This is a genomic window from Agriterribacter humi, from assembly GCF_009192765.1.
GTDB lineage: Bacteria > Bacteroidota > Bacteroidia > Chitinophagales > Chitinophagaceae > Agriterribacter > Agriterribacter humi.
The window spans coordinates 294,901-314,925 of the sequence record NZ_VOHQ01000005.1; the positions used below are offsets into that span (position 1 = coordinate 294,901).

The 20,025-nt window shown below is 41.3% G+C and carries 19 protein-coding genes and 1 riboswitch; of the genes, 11 read left to right on the forward strand and 8 right to left on the reverse strand.

All coding sequences use genetic code 11. The features are described from left to right. Positions 1-18 precede the first annotated feature (18 nt). Positions 19-744: a head GIN domain-containing protein gene (locus FRX45_RS11380; RefSeq protein WP_152268545.1), complete on the reverse strand. Its 726-nt coding sequence runs from the start codon at positions 742-744 to the stop codon at positions 19-21. Between the two features lie 176 nt (positions 745-920). Continuing rightward, positions 921-1,029, forward strand: a riboswitch (TPP riboswitch). Between the two features lie 90 nt (positions 1,030-1,119). Here FRX45_RS11380 and FRX45_RS11385 point away from each other — a divergent pair. Then, a complete protein-coding gene (locus tag FRX45_RS11385) occupies positions 1,120-3,489 on the forward strand; it encodes a TonB-dependent receptor (protein ID WP_152268546.1) in 2,370 nt (789 codons plus the stop codon). Positions 3,490-3,552: 63 nt separating this feature from the next. Here FRX45_RS11385 and glgB read toward each other — a convergent pair whose 3' ends face one another. Continuing rightward, a complete protein-coding gene (gene glgB / locus FRX45_RS11390; RefSeq protein ID WP_226805271.1) occupies positions 3,553-5,640 on the reverse strand; it encodes a 1,4-alpha-glucan branching protein GlgB in 2,088 nt (695 codons plus the stop codon). Positions 5,641-5,758: 118 nt separating this feature from the next. Between glgB and FRX45_RS11395 the strand changes: the two genes are divergently transcribed. From FRX45_RS11395 to FRX45_RS11420, 6 genes are all read left to right on the forward strand, one after another. After that, complete coding sequence (locus FRX45_RS11395; protein ID WP_152268547.1) at positions 5,759-8,521, forward strand: TonB-dependent receptor; 2,763 nt, start codon at positions 5,759-5,761, stop codon at positions 8,519-8,521. Between the two features lie 2 nt (positions 8,522-8,523). Continuing rightward, on the forward strand, positions 8,524-9,261 hold the full coding sequence (locus FRX45_RS11400; protein ID WP_152268548.1) for a GLPGLI family protein: 738 nt from the start codon (positions 8,524-8,526) through the stop codon (positions 9,259-9,261). A gap of 77 nt (positions 9,262-9,338) precedes the next feature. Next, the gene (locus tag FRX45_RS11405; RefSeq protein ID WP_193311670.1) at positions 9,339-9,662 is read left to right on the forward strand and encodes a DUF2752 domain-containing protein; all 324 of its coding nucleotides are present in this window, start codon (positions 9,339-9,341) and stop codon (positions 9,660-9,662) included. Then, the gene (locus FRX45_RS11410; RefSeq protein WP_152268550.1) at positions 9,663-10,016 is read left to right on the forward strand and encodes a CCC motif membrane protein; all 354 of its coding nucleotides are present in this window, start codon (positions 9,663-9,665) and stop codon (positions 10,014-10,016) included. It begins immediately after the preceding gene. A 79-nt stretch (positions 10,017-10,095) separates the two neighbouring features. Next, positions 10,096-10,632: a type II RES/Xre toxin-antitoxin system antitoxin gene (gene parS / locus FRX45_RS11415; protein WP_152268551.1), complete on the forward strand. Its 537-nt coding sequence runs from the start codon at positions 10,096-10,098 to the stop codon at positions 10,630-10,632. After that, a complete protein-coding gene (locus FRX45_RS11420; protein ID WP_152268552.1) occupies positions 10,632-11,084 on the forward strand; it encodes an RES family NAD+ phosphorylase in 453 nt (150 codons plus the stop codon). The genes parS and FRX45_RS11420 overlap by 1 nt, the downstream gene beginning before the upstream one ends. 7 nt (positions 11,085-11,091) lie before the next feature. On the opposite strand, the gene FRX45_RS11425 is transcribed toward FRX45_RS11420, so the two are convergent. Continuing rightward, on the reverse strand, positions 11,092-12,309 hold the full coding sequence (locus FRX45_RS11425; RefSeq protein WP_152268553.1) for a bifunctional 3,4-dihydroxy-2-butanone-4-phosphate synthase/GTP cyclohydrolase II: 1,218 nt from the start codon (positions 12,307-12,309) through the stop codon (positions 11,092-11,094). Between the two features lie 174 nt (positions 12,310-12,483). Here FRX45_RS11425 and FRX45_RS11430 point away from each other — a divergent pair, with 174 nt between their 5' ends. Together FRX45_RS11430 and FRX45_RS23290 are read left to right on the forward strand one after the other, a co-directional pair. After that, positions 12,484-12,696, forward strand: a complete 213-nt coding sequence (locus FRX45_RS11430; protein ID WP_152268554.1) for a carboxypeptidase-like regulatory domain-containing protein — start codon at positions 12,484-12,486, stop codon at positions 12,694-12,696. After that, complete coding sequence (locus FRX45_RS23290; protein WP_193311671.1) at positions 12,686-12,853, forward strand: hypothetical protein; 168 nt, start codon at positions 12,686-12,688, stop codon at positions 12,851-12,853. Before FRX45_RS11430 ends, FRX45_RS23290 begins: the two co-directional genes overlap by 11 nt. 140 nt (positions 12,854-12,993) lie before the next feature. Here FRX45_RS23290 and FRX45_RS11435 read toward each other — a convergent pair whose 3' ends face one another. Continuing rightward, positions 12,994-13,809 (reverse strand): alpha/beta hydrolase, encoded by an 816-nt coding sequence (locus FRX45_RS11435; protein WP_152268555.1) that lies wholly within the window; start codon positions 13,807-13,809, stop codon positions 12,994-12,996. Positions 13,810-13,936: 127 nt separating this feature from the next. On the opposite strand from FRX45_RS11435, the gene FRX45_RS11440 reads away from it, so the two are divergent. Both FRX45_RS11440 and FRX45_RS11445 read left to right on the forward strand, forming a co-directional pair. Then, positions 13,937-14,890, forward strand: a complete 954-nt coding sequence (locus FRX45_RS11440) for an ATP-grasp domain-containing protein (RefSeq protein ID WP_152268556.1) — start codon at positions 13,937-13,939, stop codon at positions 14,888-14,890. Between the two features lie 143 nt (positions 14,891-15,033). Further along, complete coding sequence (locus FRX45_RS11445) at positions 15,034-16,146, forward strand: carboxylate-amine ligase (RefSeq protein ID WP_152268557.1); 1,113 nt, start codon at positions 15,034-15,036, stop codon at positions 16,144-16,146. 13 nt (positions 16,147-16,159) lie between these two features. Here FRX45_RS11445 and rfbD read toward each other — a convergent pair whose 3' ends face one another. From rfbD to FRX45_RS11465, 4 genes are all read right to left on the reverse strand, one after another. Next, positions 16,160-17,026 carry a dTDP-4-dehydrorhamnose reductase gene (rfbD, locus tag FRX45_RS11450; protein WP_152268558.1) on the reverse strand — a complete coding sequence of 289 codons (867 nt, stop codon included), beginning with the start codon at positions 17,024-17,026 and terminating at the stop codon, positions 16,160-16,162. A gap of 9 nt (positions 17,027-17,035) precedes the next feature. Continuing rightward, on the reverse strand, positions 17,036-17,596 hold the full coding sequence (rfbC, locus tag FRX45_RS11455; protein WP_152268559.1) for a dTDP-4-dehydrorhamnose 3,5-epimerase: 561 nt from the start codon (positions 17,594-17,596) through the stop codon (positions 17,036-17,038). A 68-nt stretch (positions 17,597-17,664) separates the two neighbouring features. Next, positions 17,665-18,729, reverse strand: coding sequence for a dTDP-glucose 4,6-dehydratase (gene rfbB / locus FRX45_RS11460; RefSeq protein WP_152268560.1), 1,065 nt, complete (start codon positions 18,727-18,729; stop codon positions 17,665-17,667). Beyond that, complete coding sequence (locus tag FRX45_RS11465; protein ID WP_226805273.1) at positions 18,729-20,024, reverse strand: nucleotide sugar dehydrogenase; 1,296 nt, start codon at positions 20,022-20,024, stop codon at positions 18,729-18,731. Before FRX45_RS11465 ends, rfbB begins: the two co-directional genes overlap by 1 nt. Position 20,025 lies beyond the last annotated feature (1 nt).

The following is a 20,025-nucleotide window of genomic DNA, read 5'->3' on the forward strand; positions in this document are numbered from 1 at the left end:
TGATAATAAACATTCCCCTCAATCTCTCCTCGCTACTGAACTGGCGCCGCTGCTTTTAATATTGCGGGTTATGCCCTGTCCTTTATAATAGATGTCGCTGGCGCCGCTGGCACTGGCGGTAAGCTCTTTTGCTACGGTGATTTGTATATCGCTGGCGCCGCTGGCACGGGCTTCACAACAGTTGGCAACCAGGTCATAACCCTTTACATCGCTGGCGCCGCTCACTTCTATTTTTACATTTTCCGCCCTGCCACTGATCCGGGAATCTGAACTGCCGCTCTGCTCAAGACTCAGATGATTAACATCCACCGCTCCTTTAAAATCGCTGGAACCTGATATATCCACCTTAAGTGCATCCGCTTTTATCACACCATTTACATAAATATCTGAAGCGCCTGAGGCTGATAGCTTTTGGATTGTTTTAAACGAAACGTAGGCTTTTAAATTTTTACTGCCACTTGTCCATGAAAGCCCTTTGTCGTTATAATGTATCTTAAGTTCCCCGTTTACAACCTCCGTCACGATCCGGTCGCGGTATTTGGTTTCAGCGGCGCTCACTACCACTACTTCCTCGTCGCTTTGCGATAAATACAAATCAATGGAGCCTGAAACGGAAATGGCGGAAAAAGGTCCGTTTATACTCCTGGGCTGGGCATTTTTATCATTTACAAATACTTTCTCGTCCTGAGCGCTGGCTGCAAAGACAAAAGCAGTACATAATGCAAGCAGTAATATTTTTTTCATGCGGAGCTTTTTAAAGATGTTTTTGTTACAGAAGCGGGCATAATATTCTTTTTAATCCCTGTTATCAACCATTGTAATACGGTGACCCGACATAAAAGTTACACGATTTGGAAAATATTTTAAAACTCCGTTAACTTTGCATCACAAACAACCGCGGTTAAAGTTTGTTTTAACCTCAGTGATTCCCGGGGTGTTTTGTTTCGCTTACAGCGGGGCAAGACTGAGATCAAACCCGTAGAACCTGATCAGGGTAATGCCTGCGCAGGGAAGGACGAGTCCTCACATCTCTCCTTTCCTGTTTTTGTAAACCCGGCCAACGACAAGTGAGTGCAGTAAAAACAATATGCACGTCGGCAGCCGATAACAAAAACAGAAATGAAAAAAGTATTTTCGCTATTGATTATGCTGGCAGGCGCAGTTGCAGCTTTTGCCCAGTACCCGCTTCATGGAAAAATTGTAGAAAAAGAGTCGGGGCAACCTGTTGCCAATGCCAGCATTGCCTTATCCGGTAACCGGAATACGCTTTCCGCCGAAAATGGTGATTTCCATTTTAGCCATCTCAAAGAAGGCAGTTATACAATAACCATAAGTTCTATTGGTTTTAAAGCGATCCGGGAAACCATACAGGTTCCTTCATCTTTTCCTGTAAGCATTGTCTTAGAAAGGATTAACCTTATGCTGCAACCTATTGAAATAAAAGGCGTAAGAGCAGGTGAGAGAGCGCCTTTTACGAAAAGCAGCCTGTCGAAAAAAGAAATAGAAAAAGCAAATATGGGTCAGGATCTTCCTTTTGTACTGAACCAGCTTCCATCTGTAATTGTAAGCTCAGATGCCGGCAATGGCGTAGGTTATACAGGCATACGCATTCGCGGCACCGATGCTACAAGAATCAATGTAACGCTAAATGGCATACCTTATAATGACGCAGAATCGCAGGGTAGTTTTTTTGTTGATCTGCCCGATTTCGTTTCATCGGTCAACAGCATACAGGTACAGCGTGGGGTTGGCACCAGCAGCAACGGTGCAGGGGCTTTTGGCGCAACCATTAATATGACCACCAACGAGTTTATCGAAAAGCCTTATGCTGAAAGCAACAACAGTTACGGTTCTTTTAACACATGGAAGAACACCCTTAAAGCCGGTACCGGTTTAATTGACGGGCATTTTACTGTAGATGCAAGACTTTCATCGTTGAAAAGTGACGGCTATATAGACCGCGCCAGCAGCGATCTGAAATCATTCTATTTGTCTACTGCTTACTTCTCCGGGAAAGCCTCGGTAAGACTGAATGTTTTTTCCGGCAAAGAAAAAACCTACCAGGCCTGGAATGGTGTTCCCGAAAGCCTGTTAAAAACAAACCGCACTTACAATTCCGCGGGAACAGAAAAGCCGGGGGAGCCATACGAAAATGAAACCGATAATTACCAGCAGGATCATTACCAGTTGTTTTACAACCAGGATGTAAATGATCGCCTGAGCTTTAATGTAGCGGCATTTCTGAGCCGGGGCAAAGGATATTATGAACAATACAAGGCCTCCGAAAAGTTTATTGATTTCGGGTTGCCCAATATACTTATAGGCGATTCAATAGTAAGCAGTACAGATGTTGTGCGCCAATTATGGCTTGATAATTATTATTATGGTGGCATCTTTTCGCTTCAGTATAAAAATAAGGGAACGCAATGGATAACCGGCGGCGGATGGAACCGTTATGATGGCAATCATTATGGAAAGATCATATGGTCACAGGTGGGTATTACTAAAGACTATCAATGGTATGACCTGGATGCCTTTAAAACAGATTTCAATATCTACACCAAGCTTCAGCAAAAGTTAACGTCTAACCTTGAGGTATTTGGCGACATACAATACCGGAATGTAGGATACCAGTTAGACGGTTTCAGGGATAACCCTGCATTGTTCGTGAACAATACATATCATTTTATCAATCCCAAAGCGGGAATAAGCTACACTACTCAAAACTGGTCGGGTTATATTTCTTACGCTTTAGCCAATAAAGAGCCCAACCGGGATGATTTTGAAGCAGGCGCTGAACAACAACCCAGGCACGAAACTCTGCATGATCTTGAGCTTGGGATTGAACAGAAAAATTATACATTCAACTGGGGCGCATCTTTTTATTATATGAAATACCGCAACCAACTGGTATTAACCGGTAAAGTAAATGATGTGGGTGCATACGTTCGCACCAATATCCCCGACAGTTACCGTATGGGCATTGAACTGCAGGCCAAATGGCAGGCTGCCCAATGGTTCCATGCTTCGGGCAATATTGCTTTCAGCCGCAATAAAGTAAAAAACTTTGTGGCCTGGTACGATAATTATGATGATGGCAGCCAGAAATCTGAAACATATAATGAAAGTGATATTTCTTTTTCTCCTTCCGTGACAGGCGGCGCTGTTATCAATTTTATGCCTTTACAAAATTGGGAGATCAGTTTTTTGGGCAAGTATGCCGGTAAACAATATTTGGATAATACCAGTAATAAGTCCAGAAAATTAGATGCTTTTTATGTGCAGGATTTCAGAACCATATATACGCTGAACAAATTGCTGTTCAGCGAAATTAACCTGGTATTGCAGGTAAATAATCTTTTCAATAAAAAATACGACCCCAACGGCTATACTTACAGCTATATTTCCGGCGGAGCGTTAGTAAACGAAAATTATTATTTTCCCATGGCGGGTAGGAATTTTATGGTGGGAGTAAATGTGAAATTGTAATATCCTGCAAACCATCCCTTACGGTCTGACGCTATGCGTACCGACCGTAAGGGATTAATCTTATCATTTAAATACCAGCGCTCCTAAAGGCGGGAGATGAATATTAATTTCAAAAATTTTATCCTTTTTATCAATCTCAACTGTTTCAACATAGGGGTTAAATACATCGCCGCTACCCCAATATTTTTTGGCATCGCTGTTGAATATTTCTTTCCATTCAAATTTATCTTTCACCTGTATTTTCCAGTCGCGGTGGACTTCTGGTGTAAGGTTTAAAACCACGAGCAAATCATCTTTTGGTTTCTTTCCCTTTCTGCGGTATGCAATTACGCTTTCCGCCCTGTGATTAAGATCTATCCATTCAAATCCGTAAATATTAAACTGGTTTTCATATAAAGCAGGTTCACAGCGCAGCAGCCCGTTCAAATCTCTAACACAATCTTTTAACAGCCTATGACTGTCGTGCTGTAATAAATACCAGTCCAGTTCCGATTTATAATTCCACTCACTCGTTTGCCCAAATTCATCGCCCATAAACAGCAATTTTCCGCCGGGGTGGGTAAACATATAGGAATACAACAGGCGCAGGTTGGCAAATTTCTGCCAGTCATCACCGGGCATTTTATATATCATGGGGCTTTTGCCATGCACCACTTCGTCATGGCTCAGGGGAAGCATGAAATTCTCATCATAGTAGTATATCATACTAAAAGAAAACTTATCCTGGTGATGAAGCCGGTGTATCGGATCTAATTTAAAATAATCCAGTGTGTCGTGCATCCACCCCATCATCCATTTCATTCCAAAGCCCAGTCCACCCTCAAAAGTAGGCCTGCTAACGCCCGGCCAGTCTGTTGCTTCCTCTGCAATGGTTTGTACGTCGGGGAAATCCCGAAAAATGGTTTCATTCAGGTCCTTAATAAAAGCTATGGCTTCCAGGTTGCCATCACCGCCATATTCATTGGGTTCCCATTGCCCGGTTGTACGGGAATAATTTAATTTGAGCATAGAACTAACAGCATCAACCCGGATTCCATCAGCATGATATTTATCCAGCCAATACCTTGCGCTGCTGATTAAAAATGATTTCACCTCTCCTCTTTTGTAATTGAATATATAGCTGTTCCAGTCGGGATGAAATCCCTTGCGCATATCTGCATATTCGTAAGTATGTGTACCATCAAACATAAACAAACCATGTGCATCATAAGGAAAATGCGAGGGCACCCAGTCCAGTATAACGCCTATTCCTTCGCGGTGCAATGCATCTACCAGTTCCATAAAACCCTGCGGATCGCCGAAGCGGGAAGTGGGAGCAAAATACCCAGCGCCCTGGTAGCCCCATGATCCGTCAAAAGGATGCTCCATTACAGGCATAAATTCCACGTGGGTAAATCCGGTTTCTTTTATATAAGGCACCAACCGTTCTTTAATTTGAGCGTAGGTATTATAACTTTCTTCATCGTTCCTATTGGGCCGCATCCAGCTTGCCAGGTGTACTTCATATACGCTCCAGGGCGCTTCCAGCGAATTGTTATATTTCCTGTCTTTCATCCATACACCATCATTCCATTCATATTCCAACGCCCAGGTAATTGACGCCGTAGCAGGTCTTTTTTCCCAATACCAGGCAAATGGATCACCCTTATCCTGCCGGCTTCCTTTATAGCCGTGGATATGATATTTATAAACTTCACCTTTTTGCAGATGAGGAATAAACCCTTCCCAAATGCCAGAATTATCCTGCCGAACAAATAATGGATGCGTTTCATTATCCCAGTTATTAAAATTGCCTTTAACAGATATATAGGAGGCGTTAGGCGCCCATACCGCAAAATAGTAGCCATTGGTTTCCAGCACCCTCACAGGTCTCGATCCAAATAAAGTATACAAACTGTAATGTGTACCCTGCTGAAAATTATTTATATCTTCATCTGTAAATAAAGAATAGTTCCATACAGTTTTTGTACTATCTACAAAATGAATCTCCTCGTATTTTACGTCTGTCACACTATTATGGGGGTTCATCATTTTTTTAGATTTGGTTTCTGATTGTTTAGTTCTTTTGGATTGTGTTCCCTCCGAAATAATTTTGGAGGACTTCTTTTGAGAAGCTTTTGTATGCTTTATGGATTTTTCAGGTTTTGGCATCTTGCTGTATTAAGTATGTGAAGCTATTTTAACTTAAGATTAAAAGTACAGCTTATGAATTTAAAGATAAATAATAGATTTTTATATACTTAACCCCCTTATCCTCTAAATATCGCTTATGCTCCGACCAATTACCTGCTTTTTTGCTATCCTGTGCATTTTATCAAAAACATACGGACAAAAAGCATCCATTACGGGATCAGTTTTTGATACCGCCAATCAAAAGAAACTGCAATATGCTGTGGTTACATTGCTTAACCCTGCCGATTCGTCTATAATCACTTTTACAAGAACTGATAAAGAGGGCAATTTTATTTTGCCCGGGCTCTCTCCCGGAAAATTTTCCGTTGTCATCTCCTACCCTTCTTTTGCCGATTACGTGGATGAGGTACAACTGCAACCAGGTGCTGTTGCCGATATGGGGAAGGTCAGCCTCACTAATAAAAGTGTTCTGCTGAAAGAGATCATCATCAGGCAGAACAATGCCATGCGTATGAAGGGTGATACGCTGGAGTACGCTGCTGATAGTTTTAAGGTGAGAGCTAACGCCAGCGCAGAAGAGTTACTAAAGGCGATGCCGGGGATACAGGTTGACAAAGACGGGAAAATTATTGCACAGGGGCAGGAGGTGCAGAAGGTGCTGGTAGATGGAGAAGAGTTTTTTAGCGATGATCCTACCGTGGCTACGCGAAACATAAGGGCAGACGCGGTGGATAAAGTGCAGGTATTTGATAAAAAAAGCGACCAGGCCGCTTTTACCGGCATTGATGACGGTGAAAAAACCAAAACGCTCAATCTTAAATTAAAAGAAGACAAGAAAAACGGCTATTTCGGTAAAGCCTCAGCGGGTGGCGGTTTAAAGGATAAGTTCAATAATGAAGCGATGATTAACTTCTTTAAAGGCAAAAGGAAAATCGCTGCTTTCGGTACCATGTCCAATACAGGTCAAACAGGGCTTAACTGGCAGGATAGCCGAAAATACGGAATTACTGAAGATAACTTTGAGTACGATGAGAACAGTGGCTTCTTTTACTCGTTTGCTGAAAATGATGCTTTCGAGTTTAATGGTAACGGGTTGCCTAAAGCATGGACCGGAGGACTTCACTTTTCAAACAAATGGAATGAAGACAAACATAATTTCAACGCCAGCTATATGTATAAGAAATTAGATGTAGCGGGTGATGGAGAAACCCGAACCCAATACATTCTTCCTGATACGCTTTATTATATCAACCAGCGCAATGCCAGTTTTTCGCAGCGCGACCGCAATACCCTGAACGGAAAATATGAAATACAACTTGATTCATCTTCTTCGCTGAAGTTCGTGTTCAGCGGGTATAAAGGCCACACGGAGACCAGCAGTATTTTTCACTCCGAAGCGCTGAACGAAGATTCGGGCCCTGTAAATACCAGCAACAGGAAAACCTCTAATAAAAATCAGGAGTCCTCCCTGAATACCAGTATCATTTACAGGAAAAAGTTTAAAAAAACGGGAAGAACCATCACGGCTACCATGGAACAAAAGTATACTGATAATGACTCCCAGGGATATCTTGATGCGATCAATAACTACTATGGAGAGGCTGGGGAAATTTTCCAGAATGACACGATTAACCAGCGCAAGTACAATCACAGCAAACTGTTTACTTTTAACGGGAAAGTGACCTATACTGAACCTATAGGCAACAATAATTACGTGATACTGAACTATGGCATTTCCAATACTACCAGCAGCGCCGACCGGTCTACCTATGATTATAACGATGGCAAATACGATGTGCTTAACCCATTTCTGACCAATGATTATGATTTTCTTGTTACTACTAACGCCGGTGGTGTTGCTTACCGCATAGCCAAAAAGAAATACAATCTTTCTTTCGGCAGCGACCTGGCTTCGCAGGCCTATACACAAAAAGATAATCTTAAAGATTCATCCTTTCATTACAACAGGCTGAACCTATTCCCGAAAGCCAATTTCTCCTATAACTTTAAACCACAAACAAGGCTTAACTTAAGTTACAACGGAAGTACACAACAGCCTACCATCCAGCAGATACAACCGGTGCAGGAAAACAATGATCCTCTTAATATTTTTACCGGCAATCCCGATCTTGAGCCTGCATTCAATCACCGCTTCAATATTTTCTTCAACGACTATAAAGTGCTCAAGCAAAGGGGTATCTTCGCCAATGCAAGCTTTAACCTTACCAATAACGCCATTACCACAAGCAATACGATAGATAGGTTTGGCAAACGCATATACCAGTCTGTAAATACCAGCGGCACTTACAATTATTCCTCTTATATCAGCTACAATATGGAAGTGCCCTCTATTAAAACCAGGTTCTTCGCCAATATTAATACCTATGGGGGCAAAGGGATCAATTTCGTCAACCTTGAAAAAAACGTCACACACAACAATACTTACTCCGCAGGTGTTGGAGGTTACTTCTCAAAGGAAAACAAAATGGGTATCAATCTCCGAACAAACGTATCTTACAATACATCTCTAAGTTCGATCAATGAAGCTGTTCAAACAAAGTATTGGGTATATGGCTATAATATTGACACTTATTTTGCACTCCCTTACAAATTTGATCTCTCCAGCAATGCCGATTTTAATTTCAGGCAAAAGACCAGTGTATTCGATCAGAACCGTAACACTATTATATGGAATGCCTCGCTGAGCAAGCGTTTGTTTAAAGAAACCTGCTCTTTGAAATTTTCCATCAATGATATCCTCGATCAGAACATCGGGTTCAGGCGGGACATACAAAGCAATTTCATTACCGAGAACACATACGCTACATTAAGGCGGTTCTGGTTGGTAAGCTTTACCTGGAATTTTTCTAAAAACAATGCACAAACGCAAAACCCATAACCATGAAACGTAACAGTACCATCCTTTTATCCATATTGCTGGGCATAGTACAAATATCAAACGCACAGTTTATCCTGAAAGGAAAGATTGAGTTTGAAAAAACCGTTAATATCCACAAGCAGATGGACCTGGGCGATGATGGCTGGGCTTCGACCCTTAAAAAACAAACACCGGAATTTAAGCATACCTACTTCAATCTGGTATTTGCCGGAGATAAGACATTGTATGCACCCGGGCGTGAAAGCAATGAGAAGGCCGGTCCTTTTGGTGAAGGTCCGGCTTCATCTAATATGGTATATAGCGATTTTGCAAATCAAAGCACCATAGCAGCCAAGCAGGTGTTTGATGAGTCCTTTCTTATACAGGACAGTTTGCGCAAGTACCGGTGGCATCTTACAAAAGATACCCGTAAGATAGCGGGCTTTGAATGCAGGAGAGCCTTTACCGTTATTATGGACTCGGTATTCGTGGTAGCTTTTTACACCGATGAAATTGTTGCACCCGGTGGACCGGAATCTTTCCAGGGATTACCCGGGATGATCCTTGGTGTGGTTATACCCAGACTGTATACCAACTGGTATGCTACCAAAGTGCAGCTTGAAGAAGTAAAAGAAACTGCTATTGCTCCACCTAAAAAAGGAAAAACCACCAATTATTCCGGAATGGAGAAGACGATACAGGATAGCCTTAAGCGCTGGGGCAAATGGGGTACCAAGTATATATGGCAGATTATGATATGAGACGGGTAACTGGCTAATTCGTTAATAATGTACGATTGTGTAAAAGTTTTTTACGAGCGTATAAATTGATGGCAGCTTTGATTGCATTATATGTATCATGGATTAAATGGCTGGAAGCGAATATGCTTACCTGCCCTTCGGTAAAATATTTTAGCATAGAATGCCCCGGTTGCGGAATACAACGCAGCATGATTGCGCTGCTTAAGGGAAATTTTTCCGGTTCCCTGGTAATATATCCTGCATTGGTGCCACTTTTGCTGCTATGTGGTTATGCCCTGCTTCACCTGAAATATAAATTTTCAGATGGTTCAAAAATTATTATCGGATTGCAAGTGCTTGTTGTAAGTATCGTTACAGCACATTACATTTACAAAATAGTTACACATCAAATTTTTCATTAAATGAATCCACAGGATAGTTCCATATTCGTTCCGCAATCTCAGCGTTCACTACCCAATGCTTCTGCAGTAATGGCACTTGGTATTATTTCCATTATCGGCTGTTGTTGCTATGGCGTTCCTGGTGTGGTGTGTTCAATTGTAGCATTGATCCTGTACAGCAAAGACGCTCAATTATTCCAGGCAAATCCTGAATGGTATACCGCTTCATCTTACAGCAACCTGCGTACGGGAAGAATATGTGCAATTGTTGGATTAATCCCTTCTATACTTTTTCTGCTGTTTTGGATATTTGTAATGATTACCGCGGGATTTGGTATTCTCAGTAACCCACAGGATGTTTTTAACCGGATATAGAGGCCCATTAAAAAGAAATTATTATAAAAACTTCTTAATCCGGACAAATGACCGTAAATTTGGGTCATAAATCAAAAATATGGCTACGCCTAAAAAATATATTATAGAAGATCCTTCTTTAAATATATTGGAAGATCCTGCGGTAACATACGCTGCGGCGGTACCCTCCAGCCCTTTTTTAAACCTGGTTCGCGGTGTACTTCACCTTCTGGGTATTTCAGGGCAAACAACGCCATCACCAATTCGCAATAATGCAGATTTTATCGGAATAATCCGGGAAGGCGTTCCCAAAAAATCACTCGATCACCTCATGGATAATACCGGTTTAACCGTGGCTGAAATTTCAACCATCATCAGAACTTCGGACAGAACCCTCAGAAGGTATACTGCCCGTCAAAAGCTTAATCCTGAGCAGTCTGAAAGAATTATTGAACTTGCCAAGCTCTACAGCCGTGGGGAAGAAGTTTTTGGCAATATGGATGCCTTTAAACAATGGATGAACAGCACCGTAATAGCTTTAGGCAATAAAAAGCCCAAAACATATTTAGATACTTCTTTGGGGATAGACCTCCTGATGAATGAATTGGGAAGAATTGAACATGGAATTTTTGCCTGATGAGAAAGGTATACCGCATCAGTAAATGCATTTATATTGAAGATTTGAAGGGTACCGGCGCTGCAAATTATTCCGGCCGCTGGCACAGTAAAGGCACTTATATTTTATATACTGCTGCCACCGCTTCATTGGCCCTGCTGGAAAGTGTGGCACATATTGCCGGCATTCCTGCAGATGATTATTGTATGCTTTGTATAGAAGTTCCTGAAGATAACATTCTTACTATAGGCATTAAAGATCTGCCGGAAAACTGGTATGCCAATCCATCGCCCGGCTCACTTGCCGCTATTGGCGATTATTTCATTCAGAAAAATAAATACCTGGCATTACAACTGCCTTCAGCCATTATGCCGGAAGACAATAATATCCTTATCAATCCCAATCATAAAGATTTCTCAAAAATAAAAGTGGTGTATAAAAGGATTATCCCCATAGATAAAAGACTTTTGTAGAAACTGCTCATTTCCCACTGAGGATCTCATGTCCTAGTTTATCCCGTTTGGTTTTCAGATATTTTTCGTTGTGGGGGTTTGGATGAATATGTAAAGGCACATTTTCAACTATATCCAAACCATAACCTATTAAACCTACCCGCTTGCGTGGATTATTACTTATCAGCCGCATTTTATTAATACCCAGATGCCGCAAAATCTGAGCACCTACACCATAATCCCTTTCATCCATTTTAAATCCCAGGTGCAGGTTAGCTTCTACTGTATCCATGCCTTCTTCCTGGAGCTTGTATGCCTTCAATTTATTCACCAGCCCTATTCCACGGCCTTCCTGGTTCATGTATAATACCACACCTTTCCCTTCTTTCTCTACCAATTTCATTGCTTCATGTAACTGATCACCACAATCGCAGCGGAGAGAGCCTAATATATCTCCAGTAAAGCAGGATGAATGCACACGAACCAGCACAGGCTCATCCTTTTGCCATTCCCCCTTTATCAACGCCATATGTTCACCGCTGGAAGGATTGTTCCTTTCCCTGAAAATAATGAGCTTAAAATGACCATACTTAGTGGGCATATCTACCTTAACTATTTCTTCTATCAGAGAATCGGCTCTTAACCGGTATTCTATCAAATCTTTTATGGTAATCAGCTTAAGCTGAAATTTCTTTGCTATTTCCTGCAATTCAGGCAGCCTTGCCATTGAACCGTCGTCATTCATAATTTCTACCAGTACCCCGCCATATGGCGCATCAAAACCTGCCAGCCGTGCAAGATCAATGGTAGCTTCCGTATGGCCGGCACGTCTCAATACCCCGCCAGCTTTCGCTTTTAAAGGAAAGATATGCCCCGGCCTGCCCAATTCGACAGGCTTTGTTTCAGGATTGATTAAAGCTTTGATTGTTTTAGAGCGGTCGTGAGCAGAAACACCTGTTGTGCAGCCATGACCCAAAAGATCTACAGATACTGTAAAAGGTGTTTCATGCAAGGAAGTATTGCTGATAACCATCAGATCAAGATTCAGTTCTGTACATCTTTCCTCGGTTAAAGGCGCACAAACCAGTCCTCTTCCGTGTTTGGTCATAAAATTAATGATCTCGGGAGTAGCATTCTGAGCAGCAGTAATGAAGTCTCCTTCATTTTCACGGTCTTCATCATCCACCACTATTACCAGCTTTCCATTCTTTATATCTTCAATCGCACTTTCAATAGTATTGAACATCTTTGAAATTTTGGCAAAGTTACGAATTGGCAGCTTGAACAGACATATACAATTTTGCCGGCAACCCATATATGAGATTTTAGTGATGCCTCCAATTCGTAATAATATGTTAATAATACACAGCCTGTTTTATAAAAGATTGATTTTTCTTTGCAGTGAGAAAAAACATCTGTTATGCAACTAATGAGAAAACTATTTTTATCAGTCATTGTACTGATGGCAACCCTATTGGGGCATAGCCAGGTTACTACCAGCAGTATTACAGGAACAATTTCCGACTCTACCGGTTTCCCACTCGAAGGCGCCACCATTATCGCCACTCATGAACCATCAGGAACATTTTACACCACCATTTCAGGTAAAAGCGGATTCTTTAATGTTGCTTAAAAAGGCAAGTGTAACAGCGGATGGAGTACCCACTTTTACCATGAACACTGTGCAGACAGGCGGGCAAATCATTTTGACCACAACGGCATTCAGAGATGTAACTGCCACTACTCCTACATGGAGTATGCAAATAGGATTGCGTTATATGTTCAATTAACGGATTATACATTCATTAAAAACAAAAGAGACTCCCTTGCAAGATGTCTCTTTTATTTTATACGCAGGTTTTATTACAATTGCGCTCTTCCGGATTATGCAGTGCGCTCTTCATTTCCACATTTTCAAATTTCCCCATTTTCAAATTGTCTTCCCCCACCCCCATTTTAAAAATACCGGCATAGCTTTTGCCCATGTGGCCACATCATGCCTGCCGTCCTTTAGCTCAAGATATTCAATATCGCGTTGCCTTTTATATCCTTTATGTTCCAGTTCCTCTATCAGTCCAATTGTATCATCAATGCAATCAATAATTCCGTTATTATTGCGGTCTTCCGTTTCATCAAGCGTTCCGGTTTCAAAAAAGAATTTAAGCCAGGGATAATAACCGCCCTCCCGTATACAGGCATGCATAATGCGGTCGGTAGCTTCAATATACCCTTCATCAAGCCCCTTCGACCGCCACCAGAATGAACCGCTGAAAACCCCTGCTTTTACAAATTCTTTTGGATGATTCCATACAATATCCAATGCAGACAGTCCGCCTAAGGAAAAACCGGCAAAAGATTTTTCTTTAAAAGAAACAATACCGGTTTGCATGCGTATGAAAGGGAGCAATTCCTCTAATATAAATTGAGTATATAAAGCCGCTTTAGCACCGCGCCCTTTGTAATCTGTAACGAATGCGGTGCCATATTCATTTTTCCGGTCATCACCACAATATATACCCACGCAAAGTAAAGAATGAATTGCATTTTGCCGGTATAAGCCGGAAAGGATGCCGGCCAAACCCAGTTCTTCCATATTTTGACCGTCATTGATGAGCAATAAACTTACTTCATTCTTTTCGTGAAAAGAATGGGTCATAAAAAAATCAACACGCACTTCGCGCTGCAGGTAACGGGAAGGAAGTTGCAGTTTTTTTAATGGTATTATGGTTTCCTTTTTTATCAGCATCAACACCAAATATAATGGAAAGATTTAAAGATAATTTGATCTGGTAAAATAGTTTTTAGCTATCTTACAATGCACTTAACAACCTATTATAAATACCCGGGCGATACCGCACGGAGAAAAAAACAGTATGAAAAAAATCGGAATCCTGCACGGTAAAGAAAGGTCCTTTCCCAATGCTTTTATAGAAAGGATTAACAGCAAAAAGCCTGATGGTATTATTGCCGAATCTGTATCTATTAATAAAGTAATGCAGGGCGAACCAAGCGGGTATGCCGTAATAGTGGACCGTATATCGCAGGACGTTCCCTTTTACCGTGCCTTTCTTAAAAATGCAGCCATCAGCGGTACAGCGGTAATTAATAATCCTTTTTGGTGGAGCGCAGATGAAAAATTTTTTAATAACGCCCTTGCTACAAAAATTAACGTCCCTGTTCCCAAAACAGTAATTCTACCCTCCAGGAATTTACCGGCAGACACATCTGACGAATCGTTTGCCAATCTTGCTTTTCCATTGGACTGGGAAGGAATTTTTAATTATGTTGGATTCCCTGCATACATGAAGCCATTTGCAGGAGGAGGGTGGAAAAATGTATACAAGTTAGACAGCATGGAGGATTTTTTTGATAAGCATGGAGAAACCGGCGAATTGGTTATGCTGCTCCAGGAGGAGATTGTATTTGATGAATATTACAGGTGTTATTGTATTGGTGGCAAGCATGTACGTATTATGCCTTATGAACCCCGCAATCCACATCACCTGCGGTATGTAAGCGATTTTAAGCCATCACCGGAACGATATCAGCTTATGGAAGAAATTGTGCTGCGGCTTAACGAATTTCTTGGCTATGATTTTAATACCGTAGAATTAGCTCTTCGCAACGGCGTACCTTACGCTATTGATTTCTGCAATCCTGCTCCTGATGCGGAGAAAAGCAGCGTGGGTGAAGAAAATTTTGAGTGGGTTGTGGAAACTTCAGCCAATTATGCTATTGAAAGAGCGCAAAACTGCAAAGAAGGATCAGATAACCTTACCTGGGGCGAATATGTGAAGCGGAGTGTAGAAAAGCAGCCATTAACGTAATTTGAAATTTAAGATTTGATATTGATCTGTCGGGAGTTTCATTCGTCTGTACAAGGATGGCTCGCGTGGATTTATGATTTACTTTTTATTAATTAAACTTTATCAATTCGATTTTCCCCGATTGACTAAACGAAACCAACCATATGGCTAATCTGAATTACAAACAATTTACCCTTGGCGTGGAAGAAGAGTACATGGTGATTGACCCCACTACCTTTGAACTTAAAAGCCATGAACAAAAAATTGTATCTGAAGGACAAAAGATCATAAAGGATAAAGTAAAGGCAGAAATGCACCAGGCGGTGGTGGAAGTAGGTACGGATGTATGTGAAGATATAGATGCTGCATATAACGATGTAGGACTGCTGCGTAAAACCATTGCAGGCATTGCAGGCGATCTTGGCTTTGCAATGGGCGCATCAGGTACACATCCTTTCAGTTTGTGGGAAAGGCAGCTTATTACAGATCATATACGTTATCATGAAATTGTAAATGAAATGCAGGATGCAGCCCGGAGCAACCTTATTTTTGGCTTGCATGTGCATGTAGGTATGGAAAGCCGCAGAATGGCTATACATATCGCCAATTCGGCCAGGTATTTTTTACCGCATGTATTTGCGCTCAGCACCAACTCTCCTTTCTGGGAGGGAAGATATACAGGCTTTAAATCATTCCGGACAAAAGTATTCGATAAATTTCCGCGCACCGGCATACCCGACTATTTTGAAAGCATTGAAGCCTATGATAATTATGTAAACCTGCTGATCAAAACCAATTGCATTGATAACGCAAAAAAAATATGGTGGGATCTGCGTGTTCATCCTTTTTTTAACACCGTTGAATTTCGTATTTGTGATGTGCCGTTAACCGTAGATGAAACCATAGCCATTACCGCTTTGTTCCAGGCTATATGCGCCAAGCTTTACAAGCTCAGGATGGAAAACATGAATTTCATACAATACTCCCGGGCACTGGTAAACGAAAACAAATGGCGAGCAAGCAGGTATGGGTTAGACGGGCACCTGATTGATTTTGGCAAAGAAGAAGAAGTAAATACGAGAGTGCTGATATATGAATTGCTTGATTTTGTAGATGATATGGTAGATCACCTCGGATCAAGGCACCGGCTTGGCAATGTGCAAAAAATAATTGATCAGGGCACCGGCGCCGACCGGCAACTGGCTGTTCATGAAAACACAAAAAACCTGACAGATGTGGCAGCCTATATTCATTCTCAGTTCCTGGCAGACCTGTGATAAGCATGATCTTTTATGCCTGCTGCATATTATCTATACACTTCCTGAGGCTTTCTTTCCACAAGGGAATATTCACCCCATAGGTTTCCCTGATCTTTGATGTATCAAGCAGCGAAAAGGAAGGACGTTTGGCGGGAGCCGGATATGCAGTGGCGGGTACAGGATGCAGGATGCAACTGGCTCCGGTCATTTCTTTTATAGCCATTGCAAAATCGTACCAACTGATATTTCCTTCATTGCAGTAATGATAGATGCCCGGTAACCAAAGCTTACTAATGATGATTTGCATAATAGCCTGGGCCAGATCATTTGCATACGTTGGAGAGCCCACCTGGTCATTCACTATATTCAGTTCCTTTTTTTCTTTCATTAAGCGCATCATGGTCTTTACAAAATTACTGCCATGCTCACTGTACACCCAGGATGTGCGTATAATTATAGTTTCCACATTATTTGCTATGGACAACGCCTCGCCTTTTGCCTTGGAAGCGCCATAAATATTCAGGGGGTCAACGTCTGCATCTTCTTTGTAAGGAACGGATGACTGCCCGTTAAAAACATAATCGGTAGAGATGTGTAAAAATTTTGATTGGTAAGCTGTACATGCATCCGCAAGTATTTTAACTCCTTCCGCATTGATAAGAAATGCGCTTTCTTTATCTGATTCGGCTTTATCAACAGCGGTGTATGCTGCGCAATTAATACAAAATTGCGGTCTAACAGCATCAAAAACAGCTTCTGTTTTAGCTTTTTGTTCAACAGGCATATCCTGTTTAGATAAAAAAACAAATTCAAAGCCGGGATAGAATGCTGCAATATCCTTTATGGATTTACCCAGTTGTCCACCAGCGCCGGTTACAAGTATTTTTAATTTGTGCATGGATAATGGTTATCCTTCAAATACAAAACGGTTTTTACAGTCTTTTAATAAGGGATGACCCTGGTCTTTATCGGAAAGTATTGCTTTGCCAGGCGGAATTTTCCAGTCAATATTTAAAAAAGGATCATTGTATGCAATACTACCTTCAGCAGCTTTATCATACAAATTATCGCACTTGTACAATACGGTTGCATTTTCACTTAAGACAGAAAAACCGTGAGCAAAACCTGCAGGAATAAGCAGTTGCAACTTATTTTCGGAAGAAAGCTCAACGCTATATACTTTGCCATAGGAAGGTGAGCCTGCTCTTATATCCACCGCTATGTCTAATATTTTCCCGGTTAGGGTGCGTACAAGTTTTGACTGCGCTTTGGGAGGATTCTGATAGTGCAAGCCCCTGATTACTCCATAGTGCGAAAAAGACTGGTTGTCCTGCATCCATTGATAATCTACTCCACCTTCGTTAAAAATTTTTTCGTTATAACTTTCAAAGAAAAATCCCCTTGCATCTTCAAATACAACAGGCTGAAAAATAAGAAGTCCTGGGAAACCGGTTTTTATAAACGACATGGAAATCTGGTTGTATTACAGTACAGCAAAATACTGTATTTAATATGCATGAAGATACGAATGTTCTTTTATCGCTTTACATATTGGTCTGCATAAAATTGCTGATATTGGCCGGATGTAACATGGTTGATCCATTCCTGGTTCTGAAGGTACCAGTTTACCGTTTTTTCCAAACCTTCCTCAAATTGCAGCGAAGGCTTCCAGCCTAATTCATTATTCAATTTGGTTGCATCAATGGCATAGCGCAGATCGTGACCAGAGCGGTCTTTAACGTATGTAATAAGTTTTTCCGATTCCCCTTTGGGTCGGCCCAATTTCGTATCCATTATAGCACAGAGCAGTTTAACGAGGTCTATATTTTTCCATTCGTTGTACCCGCCAATATTATAGGTTTCTCCTGCCCTGCCTTTGTGAAAAATTGTATCAATAGCCCTGGCATGATCTTCCACCCACAACCAGTCTCTTACATTTTCTCCTTTTCCGTAAACCGGAAGCGGTTTATTGTTCTTAATATTATTGATCATCAGGGGGATCAGCTTTTCCGGAAAATGGTGCGATCCATAATTGTTGGAGCAATTGGATATTACTGCTGGCAATGTGTACGTGTGATAGTAGGCCATTACCATGTGATCGGAAGAAGCTTTGGAAGCTGAATACGGTGAACGTGGATCATAAGGCGTTTCTTCCGTAAAAAAACCGGTTTCTCCTAATGAGCCATATACTTCATCGGTAGAAACATGATAAAAAAGTTTATTGCTATAGTCGTCATTCCAATATTTCCGGCAGGTATTGAGCAATACAGCCGTACCCAGTACATTTGTTTTTACAAAGGCAAGCGGATCCATTATGGAACGGTCAACATGACTTTCAGCGGCCAAATGTATCACCCCATCAAAAGCGTATTTGCCGAATAACTGATCCATTTGTTGTTCATTGCAAATATCGGCATGTTCAAAAATATAATTGGGAAGCCGGTCAATATCCCTTAGGTTTTCAAGGTTACCGGCGTAGGTCAGCGCATCAATATTAACGATGCGATAAGCGGGGTATTTCGTTACAAATAAGCGAATAACATGAGAACCGATAAAGCCGGCGCCTCCTGTTACAGCAATGGTTTTAATATACTGTGCCATTACAAACTCCAATATTTCAAATTTGCAAACTTATTTCTATACAATCCTTTCAGATCGGCAAAAATGGCATTGGGATTGGTAATTCCAAGCAAATATTCCTCCGTCAGGCTTTTATACTCATTATGCGCAACGCCTAATATAACAGCATCGTAGTTCTTTCCGATTGCGGGAGAAAGCGGAAATCCATATTCGTGCTGCAGTTCCGCATTATCGGCATAGGGATCAACAATATCTACGTTTAATGAAAATGCTCTCAACTCTTTTATCATATCAATGATCTTTGAATTGCGGATATCACTTACATTTTCTTTAAATGTTGCACCCATAATCAATACACGTGCGCCGGTTGCTTCTTTTGCATGCTTAATAATATGCTGCACTACCTTTTTAGCCACATATAAAGGCATTTCATCGTTAATTACGCGGCCTGCAAGTATAACACGCGATTCGTAGCCCAGTTCGCTCGATTTATAGGTTAAATAATAAGGATCAACCCCTATACAATGTCCGCCCACCAGGCCAGGCTGAAATTTCAGGAAGTTCCATTTGGTTCCGGCAGCTTCCAGCACTTCATAGGTATTGATGCCCACCATATCAAAAATAATGGATAGCTCATTCATTAAAGCGATGTTCAGATCGCGTTGCGTGTTTTCAATGATCTTTGCCGCTTCGGCTACTTTAATGCATGAGGCTTTATGTACGCCTGCCTTTACAACAATCTCATACGTTTTAGCAATTTCCTCAAGTGATACTGCGTCCGATCCCGATACTACTTTAATAATCCTGGATAGTGTATGTTCCTTATCGCCCGGGTTAATACGTTCCGGTGAATAGCCTAATTTAAAATCAATATTCAGGTTTAAACCACTCAGCTCTTCAATAATGGGGAGGCAATCTTCTTCAGTGCAACCCGGATATACGGTGGATTCGTAAACCACATAATCGCCAGCCTTAATTACTTTACCAATGGTTTCAGAAGCTTTTTTTACCGGCAAAAGATCCGGAACGTTATGATCATCAACGGGGGTTGGAACGGCAACGATAAAGAATTTCGCTTCTCTCAATACATCCAGCGAATTGGTGAACTCAATATCACATCCTTCAAAAGCCGAAGCTTCCAGTTCGTTACTTGGGTCAATGGCCTGTTTCATCATATCAATGCGTTTGGCATTAATATCAAAACCAATCACACTCACACTTTTTGCAAATTCGAGTGCAATGGGTAAGCCAACATAGCCCAATCCTATTACGGCCAATTTAGCCTTCTTGTCAATAATATCCTGGTAGATTAACATA

What these genes read in the sequence shown, in the direction of transcription:
- FRX45_RS11380 (WP_152268545.1), bottom strand. Translation starts at nt 744, where the DNA reads ATGAAAAAAATATTACTGCTTGCATTATGTACTGCTTTTGTCTTTGCA.
- FRX45_RS11385 (WP_152268546.1), top strand. Translation starts at nt 1,120, where the DNA reads ATGAAAAAAGTATTTTCGCTATTGATTATGCTGGCAGGCGCAGTTGCA.
- glgB (WP_226805271.1), bottom strand. Translation starts at nt 5,640, where the DNA reads ATGCCAAAACCTGAAAAATCCATAAAGCATACAAAAGCTTCTCAAAAG.
- FRX45_RS11395 (WP_152268547.1), top strand. Translation starts at nt 5,759, where the DNA reads ATGCTCCGACCAATTACCTGCTTTTTTGCTATCCTGTGCATTTTATCA.
- FRX45_RS11400 (WP_152268548.1), top strand. Translation starts at nt 8,524, where the DNA reads ATGAAACGTAACAGTACCATCCTTTTATCCATATTGCTGGGCATAGTA.
- FRX45_RS11410 (WP_152268550.1), top strand. Translation starts at nt 9,663, where the DNA reads ATGAATCCACAGGATAGTTCCATATTCGTTCCGCAATCTCAGCGTTCA.
- parS (WP_152268551.1), top strand. Translation starts at nt 10,096, where the DNA reads ATGGCTACGCCTAAAAAATATATTATAGAAGATCCTTCTTTAAATATA.
- FRX45_RS11420 (WP_152268552.1), top strand. Translation starts at nt 10,632, where the DNA reads ATGAGAAAGGTATACCGCATCAGTAAATGCATTTATATTGAAGATTTG.
- FRX45_RS11425 (WP_152268553.1), bottom strand. Translation starts at nt 12,309, where the DNA reads ATGTTCAATACTATTGAAAGTGCGATTGAAGATATAAAGAATGGAAAG.
- FRX45_RS11430 (WP_152268554.1), top strand. Translation starts at nt 12,484, where the DNA reads ATGCAACTAATGAGAAAACTATTTTTATCAGTCATTGTACTGATGGCA.
- FRX45_RS23290 (WP_193311671.1), top strand. Translation starts at nt 12,686, where the DNA reads ATGTTGCTTAAAAAGGCAAGTGTAACAGCGGATGGAGTACCCACTTTT.
- FRX45_RS11435 (WP_152268555.1), bottom strand. Translation starts at nt 13,809, where the DNA reads ATGCTGATAAAAAAGGAAACCATAATACCATTAAAAAAACTGCAACTT.
- FRX45_RS11440 (WP_152268556.1), top strand. Translation starts at nt 13,937, where the DNA reads ATGAAAAAAATCGGAATCCTGCACGGTAAAGAAAGGTCCTTTCCCAAT.
- FRX45_RS11445 (WP_152268557.1), top strand. Translation starts at nt 15,034, where the DNA reads ATGGCTAATCTGAATTACAAACAATTTACCCTTGGCGTGGAAGAAGAG.
- rfbD (WP_152268558.1), bottom strand. Translation starts at nt 17,026, where the DNA reads ATGCACAAATTAAAAATACTTGTAACCGGCGCTGGTGGACAACTGGGT.
- rfbC (WP_152268559.1), bottom strand. Translation starts at nt 17,596, where the DNA reads ATGTCGTTTATAAAAACCGGTTTCCCAGGACTTCTTATTTTTCAGCCT.
- rfbB (WP_152268560.1), bottom strand. Translation starts at nt 18,729, where the DNA reads ATGGCACAGTATATTAAAACCATTGCTGTAACAGGAGGCGCCGGCTTT.
- FRX45_RS11465 (WP_226805273.1), bottom strand. Translation starts at nt 20,024, where the DNA reads ATGTTAATCTACCAGGATATTATTGACAAGAAGGCTAAATTGGCCGTA.